Below are 26,417 nucleotides of genomic sequence, written 5' to 3'. Positions count from 1 at the left end.
CCCACAGGCCGCAGGTCCCGAAACGATCGCGCCTCGTAGGCGCGGGCCGGTCCGCGCGGGCCCCCGGAACGGCCTCCGGCCTGCACGGACGCCGAACTACACCATCCGGGGCCTTCGCCCCTCTTGACCCGTTCGGTTCGTATGTGCCGGGTGAGGCCGGTCACGGCGGGCCGCCCCGCGCCCCGGCTACAACTGTTCTCGTCGCACGGCACCGCAGGGCCCCGGCCGGCACCCGCAGGGCGCCCGCCGTCCGCGTCCGGCCCGGTCCGGCCCCGGCCGCGCGACTCCCCCGTTCCCGACGTAAGGCAGTGTCTTGTCCCGTTCGCCGATCACCCGCTTCACCGCCCGCCACAAGTCCGTCGTCGCCGGTGCCGCCGTGCTCCTCGGCACGGCCGGCGCGGTGCTGGGGACGTCCTCGGCGGCCTCGGCCGCCCCCGCCTCCCCGCAGCAGATCGCGAAGAAGATGATGCCCGCGGGCGAGTACGCGTGCTTCAGCAAGATCGTCGAGCACGAGTCCCACTGGGACCACACCGCGACCAATGCCTCCTCCGGCGCGTACGGCCTGGTCCAGGCGCTGCCGGGCTCGAAGATGGCCTCCGCGGGCACGGACTGGAAGACCAACCCGCAGACCCAGATCGAGTGGGGCCTGGACTACATGAAGGACCGTTACGGCAGCCCGTGCGGCGCCTGGGACTTCTGGCAGAACAACCACTGGTACTGAGCGGAACGCCCCGGCCGGCGGGACCGGCCCGCCGTCCCCCGGGTGGCGCAGCCGTCCGGGCGGACGGACCATGGCGGGACGCGACGATCCGGACCCCCGGGGTGCGGGACGGCCGTCCCGCACCCCGGGGGTTCACGCATGTGTGCGGGCCGGTGCGTCCGTCGTGCCGGCCGCCCGCGCGGGCGGCACCGAGCGGGGCGGGAGCAGCAGCGCCCGCCGGCCCGACAGGACGTGGGTGAGGGCGAATCCGGCGCCGACCACCAGCGCGCCGCCCACCGCGTCCAGCACCCAGTGGTTGGCGGTCGCCACGATCGCGCACACCGTGAACAGCGGGTGCAGCAGGCCGAGCAGCTTCGTCCACAGCCCGGGCGCGAGCGCGAGCACCACCAGCCCGCACCACAGGGCCCAGCCGAAGTGCAGCGACGGCATGGCGGCGTACTGGTTGGTGACGGCCGTCATCGCCCCGTAGTCCGGGTTGGCGAGGTCCTGCGGGCCGTGCACGGTGTCGATGTAGCCGAGTCCGGGCATCAGCCGCGGCGGCGCCAGCGGATAGAGCCAGAAGCCGAGGAGCGCCAGGAGCGTGGCGAAGGCCAGTGAGGTGCGGGCCCAGCGGAAGTCGGCCGGGCGGCGGACCCAGAGCACTCCGAGGACCGCGAGCGGGACCGTGAAGTGGAACGACGTGTAGTAGAAGTCGAAGAACGCCTCCGCCCACGGCACCCCGGCCACCAGGTGGTTGGCCGTGTGCTCGATGTCGATGCCGAGCGCCCGCTCCAGGGACAGCACCTGCCGGGCGTGGGCCTCCGCGGCGTCGACACCGCCGGTGGCCGCGGCCCTGATGTGCGAGTACACCGAGTATCCGGCTCTTATGACCAGCAGTTCCAGCAGCAGGTTGGGGCGGCTGAGCGCCCGCCGCCAGAACGGCAGCAGCGGCACGGCACCCCACCGCGCGGGCGCCGGGCGCGCGTACTCGGTGGGCACCGGGCGACGGAAGTACGGGGAGCCGAGCCGGAGGAACGGGACGCCGCAGGCGGCGGCGAGGGCGGCCACCAGCAGGGTGTTGTCCCGCAGCGGATGGAGCGGCACCAGGTCGGGCAGCAGCATCGAGCCCGGCAGGGTCGTCACCAGGACCACCAGGACGGGCCACAGCAGGCGGTCGCCCGCGCGCCTGCCGACGCGGCCGACGACGGCGAGCAGCACCCACAGGAGCTGGTGCTGCCAGGCGGTCGGGGAGACGGCGACGGCGACGCAGCCGGTGATCGCGACGGCCAGCAGCATCTGCCCGTCCCCGGCGTACCGCACGGCACGGCGCAGGCCCAGCACGGTCACGACGACGGCGAGCGCGGCGCACAGGGCGATCTCCGCCGGGCCCTGGAGACCGAGGCGCAGCAGGGCGCCGTGCAGGGACTGGTTGGCCGGGCCGCCGGGGCCGCCGCCGAGGCCGGCTCCGGCCACGTGGTGGATCCAGTACGCCCAGGAGTCCCCCGGGTGCACCGCCCAGGCGAGCGCGGTGAGTCCGGCGAAGGTGCCCGCCGCGCCGACGGCGGCCCGGCGGCGGCCGGTGAACCACAGCAGCGGCGCGAAGAGCAGCACGGTGGGCTGGAGGGCGGCGCCGAGGCCGACGAGCAGCCCGGCCGACCGCTCCCCGCGCGCGGCGAAGCAGCCGAGCAGCACCAGGAGCACCGGGATGACGCCGGTCTGCCCGAGGTGGAAGCTGCCCCGCACCGGCAGCGACAGCATCAGCAGGCTGACGGCGACGGGGGCCGCGAGCAGGGTGCTGCGCCGTGAGACGGGCACCGGCAGGGCCCGCGAGACCACCAGCCCGATGGCGACGACCAGCAGCAGGGTGCCGAACGTCCAGACCACCCCCAGGGTCTGCTGGGCGGAGTCGGCGAAGGGTCTGAGCACAAGCCCGGCGAACGGGGTGCCGGTGAAGCGGCCGGCGTCGTAGAGCGGACCGCTCAGGTGCGGCACGCCCTGCGGACCGGTCCAGGCCTCCAGGTCGACGAGGCGCTCGCCGGGGGGCCGGGTGAGGACGGCCGCCGTCTGCCGTGCGGCGAGCAGGGCCGCCACCAGCCAGAGCGCCGCCCTGGCCGCGCCGATCCTCGAAGCCGCCGTCCTGCCGCACACGCCCTGCTCCGTGTTCACCACCTCGCGCCGCGCCTTCCCACCACTCGTCCGTACGCCCGCGGGGTGTCCGCGGAGCGTCGTGCCGCCCCGTGGCAGGGATCCGGGCGCCCCCCTCCTCGCCCGGCCGTCACCCTGTCGACTGTCCGTCGTCCGCCGCCCGCCCGTACCCGGGGGCGGCGTCGTGCGGGAACCGCCCGGCAGGCGGGCCCGTCACAGGGGGCATGCGGGGGAACATACAAGAACGCAGCGTGCTCGCACGCATGCTCACCGTGATGATCGCGCTGCTGGCACTCCAGTTCGGCTCGCTGGTCGCGCCGGCCCATGCCTGCGGCTGCGGCGCGATGATCCCGGACAGGAACGCGCGGATCTCGGTCGGCCGGGAGACCTCGGTGGTGGCCTGGGACGGCCGCACCGAGCAGATCGTCATGCGGTTCACCGTCGGCGGCGACGCCCCGCGGGCGGCGTGGATCATGCCGGTGCCGGGCCGCGCAGAGGTGGAGCTCGGGGAGGCCGCGCTCTTCGACGAGCTGGTGCGGGCGGCCGCGCCCGAGCACCGGGAGCGCCCCTACTTCTGGCCGCGCGGCGGGGACTGGCCGTTCGACGACGTGGACGGGGCGGGCGCTGCGGCCCCCCTCCCGGGCGCCGCCGGTGTGGACGTCGTCGGCCGTGAACGGCTCGGCGACTTCGACGTGGCGCGGCTGGCGTCCGCCGACCCCGGGGCGCTGAGCCGCTGGCTCGGCGAGAACGGCTTCGACCTGCCGGAGGGGCTCACCGAGGACCTGCGGCCGTACACCGACCGGGGCTGGGAGTACGTGGCGGTCCGGCTGGCGCCCCGCGAGGAGGGCGCGGTGCTGCGGGGCGCGCTGGACCCGCTGAGGATCACCTTCGCCAGTGACGAGCTGGTCTACCCGATGCGCCTCTCGCGCCGTGCGGCGACGCCGCAGTCGCTCGGCCTGTTCGTGCTGGCCGCCCACCGGATGGAGCCCGTCTCGGCGATCGGCGGCCGGGAGCCCGAGGTCACCTTCGCCGGGAAGGTCGCGCCGACCGGGGCGGTGGGCCGCCTCACCGGCGGGGAGGAACGCTTCCTCACGGTGCTCGACCAGAGCTTCCCCGAGCCCGGCAGGATCGACGGCGACCACGAACTGCGCCCGGCCGCCGAGGACACATCCTTTCGGCGGGTGGTGTACGAGGACGAACTGCTGACGTTCGCCGGCATTCCGGCGTGGCTGCTGACGTCCGGCGGCGGCGCCGCGCTCCTGACCGGGCTGGGCGCATGGGTGCTGCGGGCCCGCCGCACGCGTCCCGTCGCCCCGCCGGCCCCGGTGACGGTGCCGCCCCCGCTCGGCTGATCCCGGCCGCCCGCGATGTGCTCCCCGCCGGGCCGGAGCCTGAAATAGGTTGGGCGCATGACGACTCAGGACAGGTGGAACGCGGTCGACCAGTACGTCACCGAACTGCTGGCGCCCGCGGACGAGGCGCTCGACGCGGCCCTCGCGGCGAGCGCGGCGGCCGGGCTGCCGCCGATCGCGGTGGCCCCCAACCAGGGCAAGTTCCTGCATCTGCTGGCCCGGGTGATGGGTGCGCGGCGGATCCTGGAGATCGGTACGCTCGGCGGCTATTCGGCGATCTGGCTGGCGCGCGCCCTGCCGGAGAACGGCCGGCTGATCTCGCTGGAGTTCGACCCGGCGCACGCGGACGTCGCCCGCGCGAATCTGGAGCACGCGGGGCTGGGCGCGGTGGCCGAGGTGCGCACCGGGGCCGCGCTCGACCTGCTGCCGCGCATCGAGAAGGAGCCCGGCGCGGGCCCGTTCGACCTGGTCTTCGTCGACGCGGACAAGGTCAACAACCCGCGCTACGTGGAGTGGGCGCTGCGGCTGACCCGTCCGGGCAGCCTGATCGTCGTGGACAACGTCGTGCGCGGCGGCGCCGTGACGGACGCGTCGAGCGGGGACCCGGCGGTCACGGGGACCAGGGAGATGTTCGAACTCGTCGCGAACGAGCCCCGGCTGGACGCCACCGCCGTCCAGACCGTGGGCGTGAAGGGCTGGGACGGTCTGCTGGTGGCCCGCGTCGTCGGGTGACGGGCCCGCTGCGGCAGGATGGGCGGCATGAGCATCGTGAAGATCAATGTGCTGAGCGTCCCGGCCGAGCAGCGGGAGACGCTGGAGAAGCGGTTCTCCTCGCGGGCCGGGGCCGTGGAGTCGTCCGACGGCTTCGAGTGGTTCGAGCTGCTGCGCCCCGTGGAGGGCACCGACCAGTACCTCGTCTACACCCGCTGGCGTGACGAGGCCGCCTTCCAGGCGTGGATGGAGGGCCCGATGAAGGCCGCCCACCAGGGCGGTCAGGGCGGCCCCGGCGGTCAGGGCGGCGAAGCGGGCGGCGAGCGGCCCAGGCCCGCCGCCTCCGCCTCGACGCTCTGGTCCTTCGAGGTGGTCCAGCAGGCGGCGCCGAAGTCCGCCTGAGCGGGGCTTCCGCCGGGGCGGGCGGTCCCGTCCCGGCGACGCCGCTGCCTCGGGCCGGCCCCCGTATCGCGGGGGCCGGCCCGAGGCAGCGGCGTGTCGCGCCCGGTCCGGCGCGGGCGAGGCGCGTGCCCGCGCCGGACCCGGGGGGCCGGGCGCGCCCGCACCGCCCGCGGCGGAGGTCCTCACGCCCCCAGCAGACGCTGGGTGACCTCCCGGTAGTGGCGCAGCGTCTGGCGCAGCTCCTCGGTGTCGTCGGCCCGGTCGGCCGCCTCCGGGTCGCGCTGCCAGCCGGCCCGCAGAGTGCGCCGGCGCTCCTCCAGCGAGGCGACGAGCTGCTTGCCCGCCTCGTCGAGCACCGCGTCCGCCTCCTCGACGGACCCGCGCGGCTCGTCCACGAAGTGGGCGAGCGCGTGGTGCAGCCGCTCGTCGAGGCGCTCCCGCTCGCCGTCGGCGAGCAGGGTGGTGTGCCGGGTGCCGTGCTGCGTCCCCGCGTGCTCCGCGTGGCCCGCCCGCGCGGCGAGGTCGGCGCGTTCGGCCCCTCCCGTGGTCACCGCCGGCTCCTGCCCGCGCGGCGCGGCGGGGGTCGCGGGGGTGTGCCCCCCGCTCCTGCCCGTGGCACCGGGGTCTCCGGGCGGAGGGGCGGACAGCGGCGACTCGGCGAGCGGCGTGGCCGCCACCGGTGCCGCGGGTGTGTGGCCGGCGGCCCTTTCCGTGCCGTGCCCGGTCGTCCGAGGGTCGGCCGCCCGGCCGCCCCTCGGCGTACCGGCGGCCGCTGCCGCACCACCGGCGGACACGGGCCCGTACCGGTCCGGGTCGGCCGCGGCGCCGTGGCGGTCCGTGCCGGAGGCGGACGCGGTGCCGGGGCGGTCGGAGGCAGAGGCGGTGGCGGTGCCGTACCCGTCACGGCCACCCGTGCCGGGGCGGTCGGACGCGGACGCCTGTCCGTACCGGTCCGGGTCGGCCGCGGCCCCGGGGCGACCCGCGCCGGGGGCGGACGCGGTGCCGTACCCGTCGGGAGCACCCGTGCCGGGGCGGCCGGTGGCCGACGCGTCGGCCGGGCGGCCCGGGGCGCCGGGGGCCGGCGGGGCGGGCGGCGGGCCGGACGCGAGCATCGCGTCGGCCGGTCGCGGGCCCGGGACTCGGCCCGAGGGGGCCGTGGTCCCCGCGGCGCGCTGCTCCGGGACGGTGTCCCCCGTCGCGGGGGTGACGGGCTGCTTCTCCGGCTGGTCGTCGCGGCGGTTCATCAGGCGCCACTCCCCTTCGGCTTGAGGACGTTCGGGCGGCGCATCGGGGTGTCCTTCGGTGCGCGCTGCCCCTGGCGGGCGGGCGAGGCCGCGGCGCGGCCGTCCGTCAGCTCCTCGAAGAGGGCACGCGCGTGGAGCATCGCCTCGCGCAGCTCCTCCGTGGACGCCGACTGGCTGTGCGCGGCGCGGCGCGCCTCACGGAAGCCGTCGACATGGTGCGGGTGGTGCACCGAGAGCGCCGCGGTCTGCTCCTCGTGGCGGTCGGCGCCGGGGTAGCCCCGGGTCTCGGCGATCCTCGCCAGCAGGTGCTCGGCGTCGGCGACGGCCTGACCCGGCGCGTCGACGAAGCGCTCCTGGAGCGTCGTCCACTGGGCGGTGTACTCCTCGCGGACCTTCGGCTCCAGCGGCAGCGGCGTGAAGCCGCCGTACCGGTCGACGCGCTCCTTCAGCTCGCGGTCGGCGGCGGCGGCGTCGCCGTCGTGCCGGGCGAGGGTCCGCTCGTACTCGGGACCGAAACGCTTCCGCAGGGATCGTGTTCCGCCGCCTCGGCCCATGCGCGGGTACAGCAGGGCTCCGGCGGCCACTGCCACGGCGACGACCGCGGCGATGATGAGAACTGTCGTCAGGGCTGACATGTCTGCCTTCCTGGTCCGTCTCTTTCTGGTGGCCTTCCGTAACGGTGTGCACGAGCGCTCGTCACTGCGGATTGCCCCTAATTCGCGTGCCAAACCGGCGCGTCGCGAGGTAGGCACGTCCCATGAGCCAGTGGACCTTCGCCCCCGAACCCTTCGACACCGCCGACGCGACCGCCCTGCGGCGCGCCTACTACGGGGACGTCGCGGGCAGTTACTGGCGGCGGCCCGCCACGGAGGCCGAGATCGACGAGGGGCTCACGGACGACGGCGCGGCGCGCCTCGCCGCGCCCACCGGGCGGTTCGTCGTGGGCCGCCACGGGGGCGAGCCCGCCGCCTGCGGCGGGGTCCTGCTGCTGGACGGCGGCCGGGCGGAGCTCACCCGGGTGTTCGTCCGGCCGGGCTTCCGGGGCCGCGACGGCGCCCGGCTGCTGCTGGAGTGCCTGGAGCGGCAGGCACGCGGCCTCGGCGCCCGCCGGATGGTCCTCAACACCCGGCTCGACCTGGTGCCGGCCCGGTCGCTGTACGTGCGCCACGGGTACGCCGAGATCCCTGCGTACTGCACGGGGCCGTACATGGAGATCTGGTACGGCAAGGAGCTGTAGGCCGCCCCGGTCCCGAGGCGGCCGGTGACCGTACCGGTGCCCGCTGCGGCGTCAGGTGCCCGTGGCCGGGGCGGTGCCGGTGCCCGCCGCGGCGTCAGGCGTCCGTGGCGGTGCCGGTACCGGTGCCCGCCCCGGCGTCAGGTGCCCGTGGCCGGGGCGGTGCGCAGGGCTCAGCCCCGGTGGGGGTACTCGACGGCGGGGCGCTCGTGGTCCTGGCGGACGTGGTCGTGCGGGCCCTCCGCGTCGGAGCCGCAGAGTTCGGCGTTGAGTTCGCGCACGAGCTGGATCAGGTCGGTGGGCCGGTCGGGTCCCCACCAGTCGCCGAGCAGCTCCGCGAGGGACTCCTCCCGGGCGTCCGAGAGCCGGGCGGCGGCCAGGGCCCCCTCGTCGGTGAGCATCAGGTCGAGCCCCTCGCGCCGGGCCAGCCCGCGGCCCTCGATCTGCCGGGCGGCCTCGGTAACGGCGCGCAGCGGCACGGGGGTCTGCTCGGCGAGGCGGGCCGGTTCGACGACACCGTGGCGCCGGATGCGCAGCAGCAGCCAGCCGGCCGCCGGGAGCATGTCGTCGTACCCGGCGCGCGCGGTGATCTTCTCGTAGATCCGCTTGCGGCCGTCGCGGGAGCCGAGGACGGACAGGGCGCGCGCGACCTCGTCGTGCGAGGAGCGCTCGACCGGGTTGGAGGCCAGGGTCTGGCTGGTGTCGGGCGCGGTGACCGAGCCGCGCAGCTTGTCCTCCTTGAGGAACCAGGCGACCACGAAGGCGAGGACGACGACCGGCACCGCGTACAGGAAGACGTCCGTGATGGACGTCGCGTAGGCGTGCAGGACGGACGGCCGCAGCTCGGCCGGCAGTTCGGCGATGGCCCGGGGGTCGGCGGCCAGTGCGGAGGCGTCCGCGCCCGGTGGCACCTGCTGGCCCGCGAGGGCGTCGGTGAGCTTGGTCTCCAGGCGGTTGGTGAAGACGGTGCCGAAGATCGCGACGCCGAAGGAGGCGCCGATGGAGCGGAAGAACGTCGCCCCCGAGGTGGCCACGCCCAGATCCTCGTAGCTGACCGCGTTCTGCACGACGAGCACCAGGACCTGCATGACCAGGCCGAGTCCGGCGCCGAAGACCAGGAAGCAGAGGCTGAGCTGCCAGTCGGAGCTGTTCTCGGTCAGCAGGTGGAGCAGGAGGAGGCCGATCGCGGTGACGGCGGTGCCCGCGATCGGGAACACCTTCCAGCGCCCCGTCCGGCTGACGAGCTGCCCGGACAGGGTGGAGGTGAGCAGCATGCCGAACACCATCGGCAGCATGTGGACGCCGGACATCGTCGGCGACACGTCGCGCACGACCTGGAGGAACGTCGGCAGGTAGGTCATCGCGCCGAACATGGCGAAGCCGATGATGAAGCTGATGACGGCGACGAGCGAGAAGGTGCGGATCCGGAAGAGCTTCAGCGGCAGCACCGGCTCGGCCGCCCGGCGCTCGACGGCGACGAAGGCGACCAGCAGCACCGCGCCCAGCAGGGCCAGGCCGATGATCTGCGGCGAGCCCCAGGCCCAGGTCGTGCCGCCGAGCGAGGCGACGAGGACCAGGCAGGTGGCGACGGAGGCGATGAGGAACGTGCCGAGGTAGTCGATGGTGTGCCGCTGGGACCGGACGGGGATGTGGAGGACCGCGGCGATGACGAGCAGGGCCACGACGCCGATGGGCAGGTTGATGTAGAACACCCAGCGCCAGTTGAGGTGCTCGGTGAAGAAGCCGCCGAGCAGCGGCCCGAGCACACTGGTCGCGCCGAACACGGCACCGAACAGGCCCTGGTAGCGGCCGCGTTCGCGGGGCGGTACGAGGTCGCCGACGATCGCCATGGACAGCACCATCAGACCGCCGCCGCCGAGGCCCTGGAGGGCGCGGAAGCCGATGAGCTGCGGCATGTTCTGCGCCATGCCGCACAGGGCGGAGCCGATGAGGAAGATGACGATGGCGGCCTGGAAGAGCTTCTTGCGCCCGTACTGGTCGCCGAGTTTGCCCCACAGCGGGGTCGCCGCGGTGGACGCCAGCAGGTAGGCGGTCACCACCCAGGAGAGGTGGTCCATGCCGCCGAGTTCGCTGACGATCGTCGGCAGCGCGGTGGCGACGATCGTCTGGTCGAGCGCGGCGAGCAGCATGCCCAGCAGCAGGGCGCCGATGGCGACGAGTACGGCCCGCCGGCTGTGTCCTTCGCCGGGGGCCGGCGGTGCCGGTGCGGAGCTGACGTCCTGGGCCATACCGTCTCCTTTGCGCTCCTGGGATGCGCTTCCCATCCATCGTGGTGGGTGCGACCGCTTATGGCCTGCCGAGCGGTCCCGGGGCGCCCGGGGGCGTCCCGGCCGGAAACCGCCGCGATACGGGTGCTGCCGTGGGGTGGGTCACATGCACGCTGCATAATTTGCGGCATTCCAAGGGGAGGGGACCGGCCATGACCGGAAACACATGCCAGGAGTGCGGCAGACCGCGGGCCGCGGCCGGCGGCACGGGTATCGCCTGCACCTGCGCGGGCGCCGCGGGGGGCGGCGTCCACGGGGCCGTTCCGCCGGCCCGCCCGGGCCGGGGACGCACCACGGCGGAGGAGATGGCGGCCGCGGAGGACTTCGATCCGCTGCGCATCCGCCCCTACGTCACGCTGGAGGCGCTCGACTCCTCCGACGACGGCCCGCACGCCCCGGATCCGGCCGGTCCGGGCACGGGCGCGCCCGGCCCGTACGCACCGCACGGCTCCGGACCGCACGGGCAGGGGCCGCAGGGGCCGCACACCCCCGGGGCGCACGGACAGCGGCACGGGTACGACGGGCACCCGCCGCACGGGGCCGGGCCGCACGGTCAGGGTCCGTACGGGACCGGCGGGGAGCAGGGCGACCATCCGACCGCCGTGCTCCGCCCGGTCGCCGCCCCGCTGCCCGACGAGGTGCCGCACCCGGCGGCCGCCCCGCGCGACGGCACCCAGGAGCTGCCGCCGCTCACGGGCTCCGCGGCCGCCCCGGCGGCGGGCCGCGCGCCCCGGCGGTCCCGGCGGCGGGGGCCGTGGCGCTCGCCGCGGTCGCCGCCCTCGCGGTGGCGGGCACGGCGGCCTACGCCTCCGGGCTGTTCGACGGGGACGAGGGCAGGGACCGGGACCGGGTGTCCATGCCGGACCGGGAGACCGCTCCGAGCCTCGACGTGGGCCCGGACGCCCCGCTGGAGCCGCCGTCGCCGACCGGCTCGCCCTCGGCCTCGCCGTCCCGGACGGCGAAGCCCTCGCCCTCCGCGTCCGCCTCCGCCTCGCCGTCGGCCTCCGCGTCGGCGTCCCGGTCCGCCCCGGCCACCAGCGCGCCCGCGGCCCCGCCGCCGCCCGTGCCGACGGCGACGGCCACCGGCACGGTGTCGCAGGAGCCCCCGGAGAACGGCCAGGGCACGCTGCGGATGGGCGACAGCGGTTCCGAGGTGCGGGAACTGCAGCTGCGGCTCCAGGAGATCTGGCTCTACTCGCGGGACTGGCAGACCGACGGCGTCTTCGACGCGAAGCTGGTGAACTCGGTCAAGATCTTCCAGTGGGACCGCGGCATCAAGGGCGATCCGCTCGGCGTCTACGGGCCGCAGACCCGGCGCGCGCTGGAGGAGGAGACGAGGGAGCCGCGCCGGCGGTAGCGGGCGCTTCACGGGGGCGGGGTGGCGCGGACGGCCCTCTTTTTGTATCGTGAAGAAACAAAGTGGTTCCGCCCGTACTCCCTGACCGGCGGGCGGGGCCGCTTGTTTGTCTTCCGCCCCGCCCCGCGCCTCTGGAGCCCCACCGATGCAGGCCACCCCGCCCGTTCTCACCGCCCGGGCCGTCCTTCTCGACATGGACGGCACCATCGTCAACTCCGACGCGGTGGTGGAACGCTGCTGGCGGGCGTGGGCGCTGCGGCAGGGGCTCGACCCCGTCGAGGTGCTGAAGGTCGTCCACGGCCGGCAGGGCCACGCCACGATGGCGATCCTGCTCCCGGACCGCCCCGCCGAGCAGAACCACGCCGACAACCGGGAGCTCCTCGCCCAGGAGACCGCCGACGTCGAGGGCGTCGTGCCCGTCGGCGGCGCCCCCGCCTTCATGGCGGCCGTCGCCGGGCTGCCGCACGCGCTGGTGACCTCGGCGGACGCCGCCCTCGCCACCGCCCGGATGAACGCGGCCGGTCTGCCCATGCCGGCGGTGCGGGTCACCGCCGAGAGCGTGGGCGCCAGCAAGCCGGACCCGGAGGGCTTCCTCAAGGGCGCCGCCGAGCTCGGGTACGCCCCGGCCGACTGCGTCGCCTTCGAGGACTCCGAGGCGGGCATCGCGGCGGCCCGCGCGGCCGGGATGCGCGTGGTCGGCGTGGGCCCCCGCGCCGCCGCGTTCGCCCCCGACCTGCACGTCACGGACCTGGACGGCCTGCGCCTGACCGCCCACGCGGACGGCACCCTCGAACTGCGCGCCGCCTAGGCGCGAGGGGACACCTCCCCACCACCTCCGTACGGCTCCCCGCGGCTGCCCCCGCGGGGAGCCGTTCGCCTGTCCGGGGCCGGGCGGGCCGGCGGCCGGGCGCGGCGGGCGGCGGCACCCGGCCGCGGGGCACGACGGCGCCCTGGCGGACGGCGCCACACCGCGCGGCGCCCGCACGGGGGGCGGCGGCTCCCGGCCCGGCGCTAGCCTCCGGCGGCGGGCTCCGTACCGTCCCGGTGGAGCCTGCCGCGGGCGACGAGTTCCAGCACCACCGCCACCGCCACCGCCTGCACCGCCATCAGGGCCACCAGGACGAAGAGCTGCACCGCGCCCGCCTCGACGGGCGAGGCGCCGCCGAGCAGCATGCCGACGAACGCGCCCGGGAGGGTGACGAGCCCGACGGTCCTGGTCTGGTCGAGACCGGGCAGCAGGGCGTCCGACGCGGGCTCCCTGGCCACCTCCATCCGGGCGTCGCGGTCCGGCAGCCCGAGGGCGAGGCCGGCCTCGACCTCGCCGCGGCGCTGCGCCAGTTCGTCGAGCGCGCGCCGGCCGCCGAGCACGGTCGCGGTGAGCGCGCCGCCGATCAGGATGCCGGTGACGGGGACCAGCGCGATGCCCTTCACCGGGACGAGCCCGGTCAGCAGCAGGGCGGCGACGACGGGGACCACACCCGCGGCGATGGGGAGGGCGGCCCACCACCAGGTGCCGTTGGGGGTGACGCGGCGGCCGGCGGTGCGCACGGCGACGGCGTACATCAGGAACAGGAAGCCGAGGAGCAGCGGGAGCGACTCGACGACCAGCCCGATCACCAGGGAGACGGCGGCGAGTTGGACCGCCGCGCGCACTCCCGCGACGGCGATCCGGCGGGAGCGTCCGAGGTGGGCGACGGCCGCGACCGTGGCGGCGGCGGCGAGCAGGACCGCCAGTACGGCCCCGAGTGTGAGGTTGACCGGCAGCAGCACGCGGCAACCCTACGCCGGTGAAGGGTTCGTGGTGTCCCGTCAGAACCCTTGATGTGACGTGCCCATGTCGTCACCCTGTTACCTGGCGCCCATCCCCGCGCAACCTGGCGCCGCCAGCATGGCCACGCCCCCGACGGGCATCTCCCGCGCCGGACGGCGTGCGGGGAGGTCAGGTTCCCCCCACCTCGAGGAGTTCGCATGTCTCGCATCTACGCGCGTCACCTCCGCCGCACCGCCGTGGCCCTCGCCGCGTCCGCGCTCGCGGCCACCGGCCTGCTGGCCACCGCCCCCGCCGCACAGGCCGCCCCGCCCACCCCCGTCAGCGCCTCCACCGCCCGCAGCTACCTGAGCCAGTTGACCGTCGCCACCGAGGGCTCCACCTCCGGCTACAGCCGCGACCTGTTCCCGCACTGGATCACGCAGTCGGGCGCCTGCAACACCCGCGAGACCGTCCTCAAGCGCGACGGCTCCAACGTCCAGACGGACTCCAGCTGTGCCGCCACCAGCGGAAGCTGGTTCTCCCCCTACGACGGCGCCACCTGGTCCGCCGCGTCCGACGTCGACATCGACCACGTCGTCCCGCTGGCCGAGGCCTGGCGTTCCGGCGCGAACTCCTGGACCACCGCCAAGCGCCAGCAGTTCGCCAACGACCTGACCCGTCCGCAGCTCATAGCCGTCACCGACAACGTCAACCAGGCCAAGGGCGACCAGGACCCGGCCGAGTGGCTGCCGTCGGTGACCTCGTACCGCTGCGTGTACGCCCGGATGTGGGTGCACACGAAGTACTACTGGAACCTCAAGGTGGACTCCGCGGAGAAGAGCGCGCTCCAGTCGATCCTGAACGGCTGCTGACCCACCGCGGCCGCGCGCTCCCGGGGCCGGGGGCGCGCGGGGCGGCGCACGGGCGTACCCCGCCGCGTGCGGAACAGCGCCCTTCGCGCCGTCGTTCCGTACCGTGGAGCGGCCGCCCCGTACCGTGCGGGGCGCCGGAAGGGGACTCGCCATGGCCGGCCTGAGGCTGGGACCGCTCCTGCGGCACGTGGACTGGGAATCGGGCACGAGCGCGACGGTGTGGGTCGAGACCGACCGGGCGTGCACGGCGGAGGTCCGCTGCGCCGGCGGCGCCGGGGGATCGGCGGCGACGTTCCGCGTCGCCGGCCACCACTACGCGCTGGTGGTGGTGACGGGGCTGGCCCCGGGGACCGCGACCGCGTACGAGGTGCTGCTCGACGGCGAGCGGGTGTGGCCCCTCGCGGACTCGACGCTGCCGCCCAGCACCATCCACACACCGCCGGTCCCCGCGACGGGCGCGGTGGTCGCCTTCGGCTCGTGCCGGTGGGCGGCGCCGGCCATGGGCGAGGACCCGGTGGGCCCGGACGTCCTCGACACCCTCGCCGCCCGGCTCGCCGGCGACCCGGGGGCCGAACGGCCGGACGTCCTCCTGCTCCTCGGCGACCAGGTGTACGCCGACGAGACCTCCGCCGGCACCCGCGAGTGGATCGCCCGGCACCGGAGCCGCGCGGGCACCGGCGCCACCGCCCCGCCCGACCAGGTCGCCGACTACGCCGAGTACACCCACCTCTACGACGAGTCCTGGGGCGACCCCGAGCTGCGCTGGCTGCTCTCCACCGTGCCCAGCTGCATGATCTTCGACGACCACGACGTCATCGACGACTGGAACACCAGCGCGGCCTGGGTGGCCGACATGCGGGCGACGTCCTGGTGGCACGAGCGGATCACCGGCGGCCTGATGTCGTACTGGGTCTACCAGCACCTCGGGAACCTCTCCCCCGCCGAACTCGCGGAGGACCCGCTGTACGCGGCGGTGCTGGCGGCCGAGGACGGGACGGAGGTGCTGCGCGCCTTCGCCGAACGCGCCGACGCCGACCCGGCGTCGGTGCGCTGGAGCTACCGCAGGGACTTCGGCCGCACCCGGCTGCTGATGGTCGACACCCGGGCCGCGCGGGTGCTGGAGGAGCAGCACCGGTCGATGCTGGACGCCGAGGAGGCCGCCTGGCTGCGGACGCAGGCCTTCGACGACCCCGGCGGCGTCGACCATCTGCTGGTCGGGACCTCGCTCCCGTGGCTGCTGCCGCCGATGGTCCACTTCGCGGAGGGCTGGCACGCGGCGCTCTGCCGGGGCGAACGCGGGCCGCGATGGGCCCGGTTCGGCGAGTGGCTGCGCCGGCGGGCGGACCTGGAGCACTGGGCGGCGTTCACCGCGTCGTTCGGGCGGCTGACGGACACGGTCGCCGAGGTGGGCAGGGGCGAGGCCGCCCCCGCGACGGTGTGCGTGCTCTCCGGCGACGTGCACCACGCGTACGTCGCGGAGCCCGTGTGGCCCGCAGGGCAGCAGCCGCGCTCCCGTGTCTTCCAGCTCACCTGCTCCCCGCTGCACAACTCGGTGCCGGCGGCCATAAGGGCCGGATTCCGTTTCGGCTGGAGCCGGTTCGCCAAGGGCATCGGCCATCTCCTCGCCCGGCACGGGCGGGTGGCGCGTCCGGCGGTCCGCTGGGAGCGCGCGGGCGGGCCGTGGTTCGGCAACCAGCTCATGACGCTGACGCTGCGGGGACGCACGGCGCGGCTGCGCCTGGAGCGCGCCACGTCGGACGCGAAGCGGGGGCGCCGGGGGACCGACCGCGCGGGGGCACGGCTGACGGGCGTGCTCGACCGCAGCCTGACGGACGGGAGTTGAGGGACGCGCCCGACCGTAGCCCGACGAACGGGAGTTGACGGGCGTGCCCGACAGCGTTCCGACGGACGGGAGTTGAGGAGCACGCCCGACCACGGCCCGACGGAGGGGAGTTGACCAACGGGGGCCGGGCGGGGCACCCCCCTACCCCACCCCACCCCGTCGGACGTGGGCATTGTTCTGGAACTTTATTGTTGAAGTTGCAAGCATAAGCAGGGGCCCCTACCCTGTGACTCCCCGTCGGTACCGTCCCCCACTGCCGAAGGAGTCCCCCCATGCACGTTCCCTCCCCGTCCGGCCCCCTGCACCGGGCCCAGCCCTACGCACTCGGCCTCTTCCGCGCCGTCGTCGGCCTGCTGTTCGCCTGCCACGGCGCCGCCTCCCTCTTCGGCGTGCTCGGCGGCCGGAACGGCGGCACCGTCGACATCGGCACCTGGCCCGGCTGGTACGCGGCGGTGATACAGCTCGCCGCCGGCGGCCTGGTCATGCTCGGCCTCGGCACCCGCAGCGCCGCGTTCCTCGCCTCCGGCTCGATGGCGTACGCCTACTTCGTCGTCCACCAGCCCGAATCGCTGTTCCCGCTGACCAACGGGGGCGAGGCGTCCGCGATGTTCTGCTGGGCGTTCCTGCTCCTGGTCTTCACCGGCCCCGGCGCCTTCGCGCTCGACGGCCTGTTGGCCGCCCGGACCGCCGACGCCACGGCCCGCGCCGAACGGGCCCCCGTCACGGCCTGAGCCGCCCGGACACCCCGCGTACGCCCGGCCCCTCCGCAGGGCCGGGCGTCGCGCCGGACGTGCGGGCGCCGCGCCGGACATTCCGCATCGGCCGCCCGGAGACGGCCGCCGCACGGATCCCCCTTGTCCCCCAAGGGCGCCCGGAGCGGGGCCGTTCGCATACCTGTCCTCCGCATTCGCGTGCCGTACGACATCCCGCCCCCTGCGGATCTCCGCGTCCCGTCCCCCGCGTACGCTGTACAGCTGTCGAGCCGACCTGCCGCCCCCACCACGGCACGGCGGCCGTGTCGTCGAGCGGCCGGGGGGCCGGGCCGGGAGAGCCAACGTGCTGGAGAGTCTCGGGCCGCTGACCGGCAGTCCCTGGATCTACGCCGTCGTGGCCCTGTCCGTCCTGCTCGACGTCTTCCTGCCCGTCCTGCCCAGCGGCGTCCTGGTCATCACCGCGGCGACCGCGGCCGCCGCCGGCTCCACCGCGGGCGTCTCCGCCGGCGGCGTGCAGCGGGAGGTGCCCTCCCTGCTGGTGCTGCTGCTGTGCGCGGCGACCGCCTCCGTGCTCGGCGACCTCTTCGCCTACCGGCTCGCCCGGCGCGGCGGTGCCCGCTTCGACCGGGCCATCGCCCGCTCGCGCCGCCTGACCCGCGCACAGGAACGTCTCGGCATCGCGCTCGGCCGGGGCGGCGGCGCGCTCGTCGTCGTCGCCCGCTTCGCCCCCGCGGGACGCTCCGTGGTGTCCCTGGGCGCGGGCGCGGCCCAGCGCAAGATCAAGGAGTTCCTGCCCTGGTCGGCGCTGGCCGGCCTGATCTGGGCCGGTTACAGCGTCGGCCTCGGCTGGTTCGGCGGCCAGTGGCTCGGCGCGAGCTGGATCGGCGCGGCCGTCTCCGTGCTCGCGCTGTTCGGGGCCGGGCTGCTCGCCGCCTACGTCATGCGGCGTCCGGAGCGGTCCGGGCGGCCTGCCGCGTAGCGGCGCCCCGCACCTCCAGACCGTCCAGCAGACGCTGGGTGGCCTCGGTGATCTCGGCGACGGCCCGGTCGAACACCTCCTTGTTGTGCGCGGCGGGCGCCCGGAAGCCGGACACCTTGCGCACGTACTGCAGGGCGGCTGCGTGCATGTCCTCCTCGGTGGCCTCCTCGGGGAGCACGGGCGGACGGAGAGTCTTGATGCTGCGGCACATGCGTCCAGTGTGCCGCGTGGCGCGCCCTTTCGGCCCGCTCCTGGGGGCACCGCCCGCGGCCGCCAGGCCGCAGGGGGAGACGGAGGACACGGCCGCAGGCCGTGCGGCGGCCACCTGCCCGCGCGGAGGCAGCGCCCCCGCCCCGAGCGAGCCCCACCGGCGCCCCCGGCGCGCGGGCCCACCGGCACCACGGCGCGGACGCCCACCGGCGCCCCGGCGCGCGGGGCCCACGGGCCCGGAGCCCCGGCCCCGACCGGCATCGAAGCTCTCCGGGGCGCCCGAGTAGAGTGCGGCACCGACCCCTCCCCGCCCACCCGAGGTACCCGACTCCGTGACGCCCGCACCGCCCCCGGCCCACCGCGCACCAGCCGTCACCGTCGTCGGGATCGGGGCCGACGGCTGGCCCGGCCTCTCCCCCGCCGCCCACGACGCCCTCCGGGGCGCCGAAGTCCTCATCGGCGGGCCCCGGCAGCTCGATCTGCTGCCCGGCACCTGCACCGGTCTGCGGGTGCGCTGGCCCAGCCCGCTGCGCCCCGCCGTCCCGGCGCTCCTCGCCGAGCACGCCGGACGCCGGATCGCCGTCCTCGCCAGCGGCGACCCCATGTACTACGGCATCGGCCGCGCGCTCACCGAGACCCTCGGCGACGGCGCCCTGCGGGTGCTGCCGCACCCCTCGTCCGTCTCCCACGCCTGCGCCCGTCTCGGCTGGCCGGTCGAGGACACCGAGGTCGTGTCCCTCGTCGGCCGCCCCGCCGCCCGGCTCGCGGCGGCGCTCCACGACGGCCGGCGGGTGCTCGTCCTGAGCGCCGGTGCGGACACCCCCGCCGAGGTGGCCGGCCTGCTGCGCGAACGCGGCTGGGGCCTCAGCCGCGTTCGCGTGCTCGAACAGCTCGGCGCGGACGCAGAACGTCTCGTCGACGGGGTCGCCGGCACCTGGGACGAGCCGCCGGGCGACCCGCTGAACGTCGTCGCGCTCGACTGCCGCCGGGCCCCGGACACGCCCCGGCTCGGTGCGGTCCCCGGGCTCCCCGACGAGGCGTACGAACACGACGGCCAGCTCACCAAGCGCCATGTCCGCGCCGCGACGCTCGCCGCGCTCGCCCCCGCCCCCGGGGAACTGCTGTGGGACGTCGGCGGCGGCTCCGGGTCCGTCGCGGCGGAATGGATGCGCGCCCACCGCGACTGCCGCGCCGTCACCGTGGAACGCGACCCGGTCCGCGCCGCGCGCATCGCCCGCAACGCCGACGCCCTCGGCGTCCCCGCGCTGCGCGTCGTCACCGGCGCCGCCCCCGCCGCGCTCGCCGGACTCCCGCGCCCCGACGCGGTGTTCATCGGCGGCGGGCTCACCGCCCCCGGCCTGCTCGACGCCTGCTGGGAGGCGCTGCCGGCGGGCGGCCGTCTGGTCGCCAACACGGTCACCCTGGAGTCCGAGGCGCTGCTCGCCGAGCGGTACCGCGCCCACGGCGGCGAACTGGTCCGGCTCGCCGTCGCGCACGCCGTCCCCGTCGGCGGCTTCACGGGCTGGCGCCAGGCGATGCCCGTCACCCAGTGGTCCGTCACCAAGTCTGGAGAGATGTCATGACCGTGTACTTCATCGGTGCGGGCCCCGGAGCCGCCGACCTCATCACCGTCCGCGGCGCGCGGACGCTGGCGTCGTGCGGGGTCTGCCTGTACGCGGGCTCCCTGGTGCCGACCGAACTCCTCGCCGAGTGCCCGCCGGACGCCCGCCTCGTCGACACCGCCCGGCTCGACCTGGACGCCATCACGGCCGAACTCGTCCGCGCCCACGAGGAGGGCCACGACGTGGCCCGGCTGCACTCCGGCGACCCGTCGGTCTTCAGCGCCGTCGCCGAGCAGATGCGCCGCCTCGACGCGGCGGGGGTGCCGTACGAAGTGGTCCCCGGCGTGCCCGCGTTCGCCGCGGCGGCGGCCGCGCTGAAGCGGGAGCTGACCGTGCCGACGGTCGGCCAGACGGTCATCCTCACGCGCATCGCCCAGCAGGCGACGCCCATGCCAAAGGGCGAGGACCTCGCGACGCTGGGGCGCAGCGGGGCGCTGCTCGTGCTGCACCTGGCCGCCCGCTACGTCGACCGCGTCGTCGCCGAACTGCTCCCCCACTACGGCGCCGACTGCCCCGCGGCGGTCGTCGCGATGGCCAGCCGCCCCGACGAACTGGTCCTGCGCGGCACCCTGGAGGACATCGCGCCCCAGGTGAAGGCGGCGGGCGTGGTGCGCACGGCGGTCATCCTCGTCGGGCGCACACTGGCGGCGACCCAGTTCCGCGACAGCCACCTGTACTCACCGGAACGCGACCGCCACGTGTGCTGAGGCGCCGCGGGCGCCGGATCCCGGAGGGGGCCGGCCCAGGCTGCGGGCCCGGAGGTAGCCCGCCCAGGCCGCGGCCCCGGAGGTAGCCCGCCCAGCCCGCGGCCCCGGAGGTAGCCCGCCCAGCCCGCGGCCCCGGAGGTAGCCGACCCAGCCCGCGGCCCCGGCGCGGGCTGGTGGCCCGGGCACGGCCTCCGGCCGTGTCCTCGATCGCCGGACGGGCTGGAGAATCCCGCCCGTCCTGGGGGCACCGCCCACGGACGCCAGGCCGTAGGGGGAGCTTGCAGGACACCCGCGCGGAGCGGGGCGCGCGGCGGGCGGCGGCCCCGGGCCCGCACCCCCGGCAGCCCGCGTCCCGGCGCCCCGCCACGCCCCGCGCGGGGCGCTACGCCACCCCGGAGCGCCCGACGACCACCCCGGCCCGGTCCACGCAGATCACGTCCACCGCGACCGGCGCCCCGCGGAGCACCCCGAGGGCCTCGTCCCGCGCGGCGGTGGCGACGAGGTCGCCCAGCGGGACACCGGCCGCCTCGCAGAGGCGCAGCGCCGCCAGCCCCGTGTTCGCCGCGGCGATCTCCGCGACGAGCGCCGCGTCCGCCCCGCCCGTCCGGGCCAGCTCCGCCAGGAACCCCTTGTCCACCTGGGAGCGCGCCGAGTGGAGGTCCAAGTGGCCCGCCGCGAGCTTGGACAGCTTGGCGAACCCGCCGCAGACGGTGAGGCGTTCGACCGGGTGCCGGCGCACGTACTTGAGCACCGCCCCCGCGAAGTCCCCCATGTCGAGGAGCGCGTCCTCGGGCAGGCCGTACACGGAGACCACGGTCTTCTCCGACGTCGAGCCTGTGCACCCGGCGACATGGGTGCGCCCCGCCGCCCGGGCCACGTCCACCCCGCGCCGGATGGAGTCGATCCACGCCGAGCACGAGTAGGGCACCACGATCCCCGTCGTCCCGAGGACGGACAGCCCGCCGAGGATGCCGAGCCGCGGGTTCCAGGTGGAGCGGGCGATCTCCTCCCCGTCGTCGACGGACACGGTGATCTCCACGTCCCCCGTCCCGCCGTGGCGCGCGGCCACCAGGGCGACGTGGTCGCGCATCATCTGCCGCGGCACCGGGTTGATCGCCGGCTCCCCCACGTCGAGCGGCAGTCCGGGCCGGGTGACCGTGCCCACGCCGGGCCCCGCGCGGAAGACGACGCCGGACCCGGCGGGCAGCACCCGCACGGTGGCGCGGACCAGCGCGCCGTGGGTGACGTCCGGGTCGTCGCCGGCGTCCTTCACGATCCCGGCGGTGGCCGAGGCGGCTTCCAGGCTCTCGACGGCGAGGGCGAAGGACGGGGTCTGCCCCTTGGGCAGGGTGATGGTCACCGGATCGGGGAAGTCCCCGGTCAGCAGTGCCGTGTACGCGGCGGTCGTGGCCGCCGTGGCGCAGGCCCCGGTCGTCCATCCGGGCCGCAGACCGGTGTGCTTGAGTTGGGCCTCACGCCCGCCGCCCGACTCAGTCATGAAGGACCCCCATGCCGACCCACGTACTGATCCTCGGCGGGACGACCGAGGGCCGCCTGCTGGCGGAGCTGCTGCACGCCCGCGGGCTGCGGGTCACCAGCAGCCTCGCCGGGCGGGTGGCCGCTCCCCGGACGCCGCCGGGCGAGGTCCGGATCGGCGGCTTCGGCGGCGCCGGGGGCCTGGAGCGCTGGCTGCGCGAGCACGCGGTGGACGCGGTCATCGACGCCACCCATCCTTTCGCCGGAACGATCAGTTTCCACGCGGCCGAGGCCGCCGCCGGGGCCCATGTTCCCCTGCTGGCGCTGCGCCGCCCGGGATGGGCACCGGTACCGGGCGACGACTGGCACCCGGTCGGCTCCCTGGCCGAGGCCGCCGGCGCGGCCCGCGCGCTCGGCCGCCGGGTGTTCCTGACGACGGGGCGCATGGGCCTCGCCGCGTTCGCGCACGTCGACGACGCCTGGTTCCTCGTCCGCTCCGTCGACGCGCCCGACGGCCCGTGCCCGCCGCGGGCCGAGGTGCTGCTCGACCGGGGCCCGTTCACCCTCGACGGCGAGCGGGAACTGCTGCGGCGGCACCGGATCGACGTGCTCGTCACCAAGGACAGCGGCGGCGCGGCGACCGCGCCCAAGCTGGCGGCCGCCCGCGAGGCGGGGATCCCCGTCGTCGTGGTGCGCCGCCCGCCGGTGCCGCGGGGGGTGGCGGTGGCGGCCGGCCCCGAGGAGGCGGCCGCCTGGCTGGACACCGCACACGCCACCCGCCCGGGCGCCGGCTAGCGGCCGGCCGTTCGGACGCCGGTCAGGGGCCGGCCTCCCGGGCGCCGGTCAGCGGCCGTCCTGCCGGAGCCGGGGCGCAGGCCCCGGGGCAGCGTCCGCCCCGGTCACCGGCGCGCGCGGCCTCGCTACTCGGGATAGCGGCGCGGCGTCCACACGATCTCGTGGCCGTCGCCCCGCCGCACCGCCCGGGTCTGCGAGGAGCCGACCAGCAGGATCGTCCGCATGTCGACCTGGTCCGGGTCGAGTTCGCCGAGGCGCACGATCCGGACGCTCTCCTCCGGCCCGCCGACGTCCCGGCCGAGCACCACGGGGGTGTCGGGGGCGCGGTGCTCCAGGAGCAGTTCACGGGCCTTGCCGACCTGCCAGGTGCGGCTGCGCGAGCCCGGGTTGTAGAGCGCGAGCACGAGGTCGGCGGCGGCCGCGGCCCGCAGCCGTTCCGCGATCACCTCCCACGGCTTGAGCCGGTCGGAGAGCGAGAGCACGGCGTAGTCGTGGCCGAGCGGCGCACCGGCCCTCGCCGCCGCCGCGTTGGCCGCGGTGACGCCCGGCAGCACCCGGACGGGCACGTCACGGTACGCGTCCTGCGAGGCCACTTCGAGGACGGCGGTGGCCATGGCGAAGACCCCGGGGTCGCCGCCGGAGACGACCGCGACGCGCCGTCCGCGGCGGGCGAGGTCGAGGGCGAACTCGGCGCGCTCGGACTCGACCTTGTTGTCCGAGCCGTGCCGGATCTGGCCGGGCCGGTGGGGCACCCGGTCCAGGTAGGTGGTGTAGCCGACGAGTTCGTCGGCGTCGGCGAGCGCGCGCCGGGTCTCCGGAGTGAGCCACAGCGGGCCGGCCGGGCCGGTGCCGACCACCACGACCTCGCCGCCCTCCGGGGCGGGGGGCGGGGTGGCGGTCCGGCTGGGGACGACGGCGACCGAGAAGTAGGGCACCGACTCCGGGTCGATGTCGGCGAGGCGCCCGGTGCGCTCACCGCTCATGGTGGCGCGCTCGACGTAACGGGCCTCGTCCAGCCGGCCGGACGTCTCCATGGCGCGGCGCACCGCGGGGAAGGTGCGGCCGAGCTTCATGACGACGGCGGAGTCGGTCGCGGCGAGCCGGGCGGTGAGTTCGTCCTCCGGCAGGGTGCCGGGTATGACGGTGAGCACCTCCTCCGCCTCGCACAGCGGGGTGCCCAGACGGGCGGCGGCGGCGCTGATCGAGGTGACCCCGGGGACCACCTCGGTCGGGTAGCGGTGCGCGAGCCGCTTGTGCATGTGCTGGTAGGAGCCGTAGAAGAACGGGTCGCCCTCGGCGAGCACGGCGACGGTGCGCCCGGCGTCGAGGTGGGCGGCGAGACGGGCGGCGGCCTCCTCGTAGAAGTCGTCGAGCGCGCCCCGGTATCCGCCCGGGTGGTCGGTGGTCTCCACGGTGATCGGGTACATCAGGCGCTCCTCGATGTGCTCGGGGCGCAGGTGCGGGGCGGCGATCGAACGGGCGATGGACCGTCCGTGCCGGGCGCAGTGGTACGCGATCACATCGGCCTCGGCGATGATCCGCGCGGCGCGCAGGGTCATCAGCTCCGGGTCGCCCGGGCCGAGCCCGACCCCGTACAGCCGGCCGGTGGCGGGGGTCGCGCCCGGGGCGGGGTGCCCGGCCGGGGTGGCCTGCTCGCCCGGGGTCGTCTCCGCGCCCGGGGCGGGGTCGGCGCCCGTGGTCGTGTTCGCGCTCGTGGCGGCGTGCTCGCTCATTCCGACTCGCTCGCGATCGCGTTGACGGCGGCGGCGGCCATGGCGCTGCCGCCGCGACGGCCCCGGACCACCAGGTGCTCCAGGCCGAGCGGGGAGCCGGCCAGCGCGTCCTTGGACTCGGCGGCGCCGATGAATCCGACGGGCGCCCCGATGACGGCAGCGGGACGCGGGGCGCCCTCCGCGATCATCTCCAGCAGCCGGAACAGCGCGGTGGGCGCGTTGCCGACGGCGACGACGGAGCCTTCGAGCCGGTCGCGCCACAGTTCCAGCGCGGCGGCGGAACGGGTGGTGCCGAGCTTCTCCGCGAGGGCGGGCACCGACGGGTCGGAGAGCGTGCAGACCACGTCGTTGTCGGCGGGCAGCCGCTTGCGGGTGATCCCGCTGGCGACCATCTGCGCGTCGCACAGCACGGGGGCGCCGGCGCGCAGCGCCTCGCGGGCGCGGAGCACGACCCCGGGGCTGTACGCGAGGTCGCGGACGAGGTCGACCATCCCGCAGGCGTGGATCATGCGGACCGCGACCTGCGACACCTCGGCGGGCAGCCCCGCGAGGTCCGCCTCGGCCCGGATCGTGGCAAAGGACTGGCGGTAGATCTCCGCGCCGTCCTTCTCGTAGTCGAACACTGTGCTCTCGCTCACTTCGTCGTAGCGGGTCGGTGGTGGAGGGGCCGCCCGCCGCGCGCCGCGGCGAGGGCGCCGGCGAGCTCGGGGACGTCCAGGTCGTGGCGTACGGGGTGGTCCGCACCAGTGCCGGTGCCGTGGGCGGTCGCGGTCGCGTTCACGTTCGCGGGCACGGCCCCGGGCGGGGCCTCGGGAACGGCCTCGGTCGCGGACGCGGTCGCGGCCTCCGTCGCGGGAACAGCCTGGGCGGCAGGGCGGTTCGCGGGCACGACGGCGAGCGTGTACCGCCCCTCGCCGGTCGCGACGAGGTCGACATGGGCGCCGTGCGGGTGGCCGCAGCGGCGTCCGCAGCCGGACCAGTGCACGGGGGTCCCGCCCGCGCCGGCGGCGGCGAGCGCGGTGGCGTCGGCGAGCGCGGTGGCGTCGGCGCGGACGTCCGCGAGCGCCTTCCCGCAGCCGGGGCGTCCGGTGCAGGCGCTGACACCGTGCCAGGGGGACCCGGCGCCGGTCACGAGGCCGGCGGCGGCGAGTTCGGGCAGGTGGGCGGCCGCGACGCCCGGGAGCACCACGGAACGCCAGGGGGTGACGCGCAGTTCCCCCGTCCCGTGCCGCCCCGCGACCCGCGCGAGGCTCCGCACCTGCGCGGCGCTCATCCGCCCGAGCACCACCCCGGCGCACACGGCCGCATCCGCCCCGTCGCGGGCGTGCGCCCCGGGGGCGGGGGGCTCGGCGGGGCCGGGGCCCGCGGGTACCGCGGGCGGCTCCGGCGCGGGCTCCGCGGGCAGGTCCGCGGCGGCGGCCCGGCGCAGGAGGTCGCGGGTGGACAGGGCGTGTTCCGGGGGGAGTTCACGGACCCGCCAGGGGCGGGCGCCGCTCGCGTCGGCGGCGTCGAGGAAGGCCTCCGCCGCCAGCAGCAGCATCCGCGCCGCGTCCTCGGGCCGCACCCGCACCCGCGCCTCGCCGGCGACGACCCGCACCCGGGCCCGCCCGGGCGCGCCAGGCCCACCGGGCGCACCGGGCGCACCCGCGCCACCCGTCACGGGCGCCCCCGTCGCCCCGTCTCCGGCCTCTGCGAGCAACATCACATCCGCGGCGAGCTCCGCCATGTCCCCGCGGCCGTCGTCGAGGGCGAACAGGAAGCGGCCGGAGAGCGCCGTGGCGCGGGCGGCGGCGCACAGCAGGGTGTCCAGCTCCCGTACCAGCGGCCGCACATCGAGGTGCCCCCGGCCGTCGAGGCCGGACAGCGGGGAGGCGACCACGTTGCGGATGCGCTCGTGGGCGGGCGCGGGCAGCAGGTCCGCGGCGTCCAGCAGCTCCGCCAACTCCCCTGCGCACACCGGGTCGAGGCCGCGGAGCTGGAGGTTGCCGCGCGAGGTGATGTCGAGCGCCCCGTCGCCGAGGCGTTCCGCCGCGTCCGCGAGGGCGTACGCCTGGCGCGCGTCGAGGAGACCCGCCGGGACGCGGACACGCGCCAGCGCACCGTCGTCCGCGGTGTGCAGCCGCAGCGCGCCGGGGCAGGCGTCACCGCGGTCCCGGACGGGAGATTCGTCCCGGTCCGGGCGGTTGGCGGGGGTCGGAGGCATGGCGGCGAGCATACCGACCATCACACAAGCCACCTCCTCACGGCAGGGTGACGGCCCTTACTATGCTCATCGGCGGGCCAT

24 protein-coding genes are annotated in these 26,417 nt (G+C 76.2%); 14 read left to right on the top strand and 10 right to left on the bottom strand.

What is annotated here, in order from left to right; genetic code table 11:
- Positions 1-313: 313 nt before the first annotated feature.
- Positions 314-721 (top strand): aggregation-promoting factor C-terminal-like domain-containing protein, encoded by a 408-nt coding sequence (locus tag JE024_RS24590; protein ID WP_205375665.1) that lies wholly within the window; start codon positions 314-316, stop codon positions 719-721.
- A gap of 132 nt (positions 722-853) precedes the next feature.
- Here the strand turns inward: JE024_RS24590 and JE024_RS24585 are convergent, their stop codons facing one another.
- Positions 854-2,869, bottom strand: a complete 2,016-nt coding sequence (locus JE024_RS24585; RefSeq protein ID WP_205375664.1) for a bifunctional glycosyltransferase 87/phosphatase PAP2 family protein — start codon at positions 2,867-2,869, stop codon at positions 854-856.
- Between the two features lie 239 nt (positions 2,870-3,108).
- Between JE024_RS24585 and JE024_RS24580 the strand changes: the two genes are divergently transcribed.
- The 3 genes from JE024_RS24580 to JE024_RS24570 are packed head-to-tail and all read left to right on the top strand — an operon-like array spanning position 3,109 to position 5,310.
- Positions 3,109-4,197 (top strand): DUF2330 domain-containing protein, encoded by a 1,089-nt coding sequence (locus JE024_RS24580; protein WP_372449876.1) that lies wholly within the window; start codon positions 3,109-3,111, stop codon positions 4,195-4,197.
- A 57-nt stretch (positions 4,198-4,254) separates the two neighbouring features.
- Positions 4,255-4,929 (top strand): O-methyltransferase, encoded by a 675-nt coding sequence (locus JE024_RS24575; RefSeq protein ID WP_205375662.1) that lies wholly within the window; start codon positions 4,255-4,257, stop codon positions 4,927-4,929.
- 27 nt (positions 4,930-4,956) lie between these two features.
- Complete coding sequence (locus tag JE024_RS24570) at positions 4,957-5,310, top strand: antibiotic biosynthesis monooxygenase family protein (protein WP_205375661.1); 354 nt, start codon at positions 4,957-4,959, stop codon at positions 5,308-5,310.
- Between the two features lie 182 nt (positions 5,311-5,492).
- Here the strand turns inward: JE024_RS24570 and JE024_RS24565 are convergent, their stop codons facing one another.
- On the bottom strand, positions 5,493-6,554 hold the full coding sequence (locus JE024_RS24565; RefSeq protein ID WP_205375660.1) for a hypothetical protein: 1,062 nt from the start codon (positions 6,552-6,554) through the stop codon (positions 5,493-5,495).
- Positions 6,554-7,189, bottom strand: a complete 636-nt coding sequence (locus tag JE024_RS24560) for a hypothetical protein (RefSeq protein WP_205375659.1) — start codon at positions 7,187-7,189, stop codon at positions 6,554-6,556. The genes JE024_RS24565 and JE024_RS24560 overlap by 1 nt, the downstream gene beginning before the upstream one ends.
- A 122-nt stretch (positions 7,190-7,311) precedes the next feature.
- Between JE024_RS24560 and JE024_RS24555 the strand changes: the two genes are divergently transcribed.
- A complete protein-coding gene (locus JE024_RS24555; RefSeq protein WP_205375658.1) occupies positions 7,312-7,791 on the top strand; it encodes a GNAT family N-acetyltransferase in 480 nt (159 codons plus the stop codon).
- Between the two features lie 170 nt (positions 7,792-7,961).
- Here the strand turns inward: JE024_RS24555 and JE024_RS24550 are convergent, their stop codons facing one another.
- Positions 7,962-10,037, bottom strand: coding sequence for an MDR family MFS transporter (locus JE024_RS24550; protein WP_205375657.1), 2,076 nt, complete (start codon positions 10,035-10,037; stop codon positions 7,962-7,964).
- A 793-nt stretch (positions 10,038-10,830) separates the two neighbouring features.
- On the opposite strand from JE024_RS24550, the gene JE024_RS24545 reads away from it, so the two are divergent.
- On the top strand, positions 10,831-11,433 hold the full coding sequence (locus tag JE024_RS24545; protein WP_205375656.1) for a peptidoglycan-binding domain-containing protein: 603 nt from the start codon (positions 10,831-10,833) through the stop codon (positions 11,431-11,433).
- Between the two features lie 145 nt (positions 11,434-11,578).
- Positions 11,579-12,241: an HAD-IA family hydrolase gene (locus JE024_RS24540; RefSeq protein WP_205375655.1), complete on the top strand. Its 663-nt coding sequence runs from the start codon at positions 11,579-11,581 to the stop codon at positions 12,239-12,241.
- 203 nt (positions 12,242-12,444) lie between these two features.
- On the opposite strand, the gene JE024_RS24535 is transcribed toward JE024_RS24540, so the two are convergent.
- Positions 12,445-13,203, bottom strand: coding sequence for an ABC transporter permease (locus JE024_RS24535; RefSeq protein WP_205375654.1), 759 nt, complete (start codon positions 13,201-13,203; stop codon positions 12,445-12,447).
- Between the two features lie 198 nt (positions 13,204-13,401).
- Between JE024_RS24535 and JE024_RS24530 the strand changes: the two genes are divergently transcribed.
- The 4 genes from JE024_RS24530 (at position 13,402) to JE024_RS24515 (ending at position 17,590) form a co-directional block, all read left to right on the top strand.
- Positions 13,402-14,055, top strand: coding sequence for an HNH endonuclease family protein (locus tag JE024_RS24530; RefSeq protein WP_205375653.1), 654 nt, complete (start codon positions 13,402-13,404; stop codon positions 14,053-14,055).
- Positions 14,056-14,206: 151 nt separating this feature from the next.
- A complete protein-coding gene (locus JE024_RS24525) occupies positions 14,207-15,898 on the top strand; it encodes an alkaline phosphatase D family protein (RefSeq protein WP_205375652.1) in 1,692 nt (563 codons plus the stop codon).
- Positions 15,899-16,170: 272 nt separating this feature from the next.
- Positions 16,171-16,629, top strand: coding sequence for a DoxX family protein (locus JE024_RS24520; RefSeq protein ID WP_205375651.1), 459 nt, complete (start codon positions 16,171-16,173; stop codon positions 16,627-16,629).
- Between the two features lie 325 nt (positions 16,630-16,954).
- Complete coding sequence (locus tag JE024_RS24515) at positions 16,955-17,590, top strand: DedA family protein (RefSeq protein WP_205375650.1); 636 nt, start codon at positions 16,955-16,957, stop codon at positions 17,588-17,590.
- Here the strand turns inward: JE024_RS24515 and JE024_RS24510 are convergent.
- Positions 17,550-17,801 carry a DUF2277 domain-containing protein gene (locus tag JE024_RS24510; protein WP_205375649.1) on the bottom strand — a complete coding sequence of 84 codons (252 nt, stop codon included), beginning with the start codon at positions 17,799-17,801 and terminating at the stop codon, positions 17,550-17,552. The two genes, JE024_RS24515 and JE024_RS24510, sit on opposite strands and share 41 nt — an antisense overlap.
- Positions 17,802-18,132: 331 nt before the next feature.
- Between JE024_RS24510 and cbiE the strand changes: the two genes are divergently transcribed.
- Together cbiE and cobM are read left to right on the top strand one after the other, a co-directional pair.
- Positions 18,133-19,383 carry a precorrin-6y C5,15-methyltransferase (decarboxylating) subunit CbiE gene (gene cbiE / locus JE024_RS24505; RefSeq protein WP_205375648.1) on the top strand — a complete coding sequence of 417 codons (1,251 nt, stop codon included), beginning with the start codon at positions 18,133-18,135 and terminating at the stop codon, positions 19,381-19,383.
- Entirely contained in the window at positions 19,380-20,129 is a 750-nt protein-coding gene (gene cobM / locus JE024_RS24500; protein WP_205375647.1) for a precorrin-4 C(11)-methyltransferase, read from the top strand. The genes cbiE and cobM overlap by 4 nt, the downstream gene beginning before the upstream one ends.
- Positions 20,130-20,511: 382 nt before the next feature.
- Here the strand turns inward: cobM and JE024_RS24495 are convergent, their stop codons facing one another.
- A complete protein-coding gene (locus tag JE024_RS24495; RefSeq protein WP_205375646.1) occupies positions 20,512-21,627 on the bottom strand; it encodes a cobalt-precorrin-5B (C(1))-methyltransferase in 1,116 nt (371 codons plus the stop codon).
- Between the two features lie 11 nt (positions 21,628-21,638).
- Between JE024_RS24495 and JE024_RS24490 the strand changes: the two genes are divergently transcribed.
- Positions 21,639-22,400: a cobalt-precorrin-6A reductase gene (locus JE024_RS24490; RefSeq protein ID WP_205375645.1), complete on the top strand. Its 762-nt coding sequence runs from the start codon at positions 21,639-21,641 to the stop codon at positions 22,398-22,400.
- Positions 22,401-22,525: 125 nt separating this feature from the next.
- Here the strand turns inward: JE024_RS24490 and JE024_RS24485 are convergent, their stop codons facing one another.
- From JE024_RS24485 to cobG, 3 genes are read right to left on the bottom strand one after another with little or no spacing between them, the layout of a single operon-like run.
- Complete coding sequence (locus tag JE024_RS24485) at positions 22,526-24,133, bottom strand: precorrin-2 C(20)-methyltransferase (RefSeq protein WP_244883057.1); 1,608 nt, start codon at positions 24,131-24,133, stop codon at positions 22,526-22,528.
- Positions 24,130-24,771 (bottom strand): precorrin-8X methylmutase, encoded by a 642-nt coding sequence (locus JE024_RS24480; protein WP_205375644.1) that lies wholly within the window; start codon positions 24,769-24,771, stop codon positions 24,130-24,132. Before JE024_RS24480 ends, JE024_RS24485 begins: the two co-directional genes overlap by 4 nt.
- The gene (cobG, locus tag JE024_RS24475; protein ID WP_244883056.1) at positions 24,768-26,336 is read right to left on the bottom strand and encodes a precorrin-3B synthase; all 1,569 of its coding nucleotides are present in this window, start codon (positions 26,334-26,336) and stop codon (positions 24,768-24,770) included. Before cobG ends, JE024_RS24480 begins: the two co-directional genes overlap by 4 nt.
- Positions 26,337-26,417: the final 81 nt, after the last annotated feature.

The organism is Streptomyces zhihengii, assembly GCF_016919245.1.
In the GTDB taxonomy this organism is placed as follows: Bacteria; Actinomycetota; Actinomycetes; order Streptomycetales; family Streptomycetaceae; genus Streptomyces; species Streptomyces zhihengii.
Note: the sequence above shows the minus strand (reverse complement) of the source record. Positions and strands in the feature narration are given on the sequence as shown.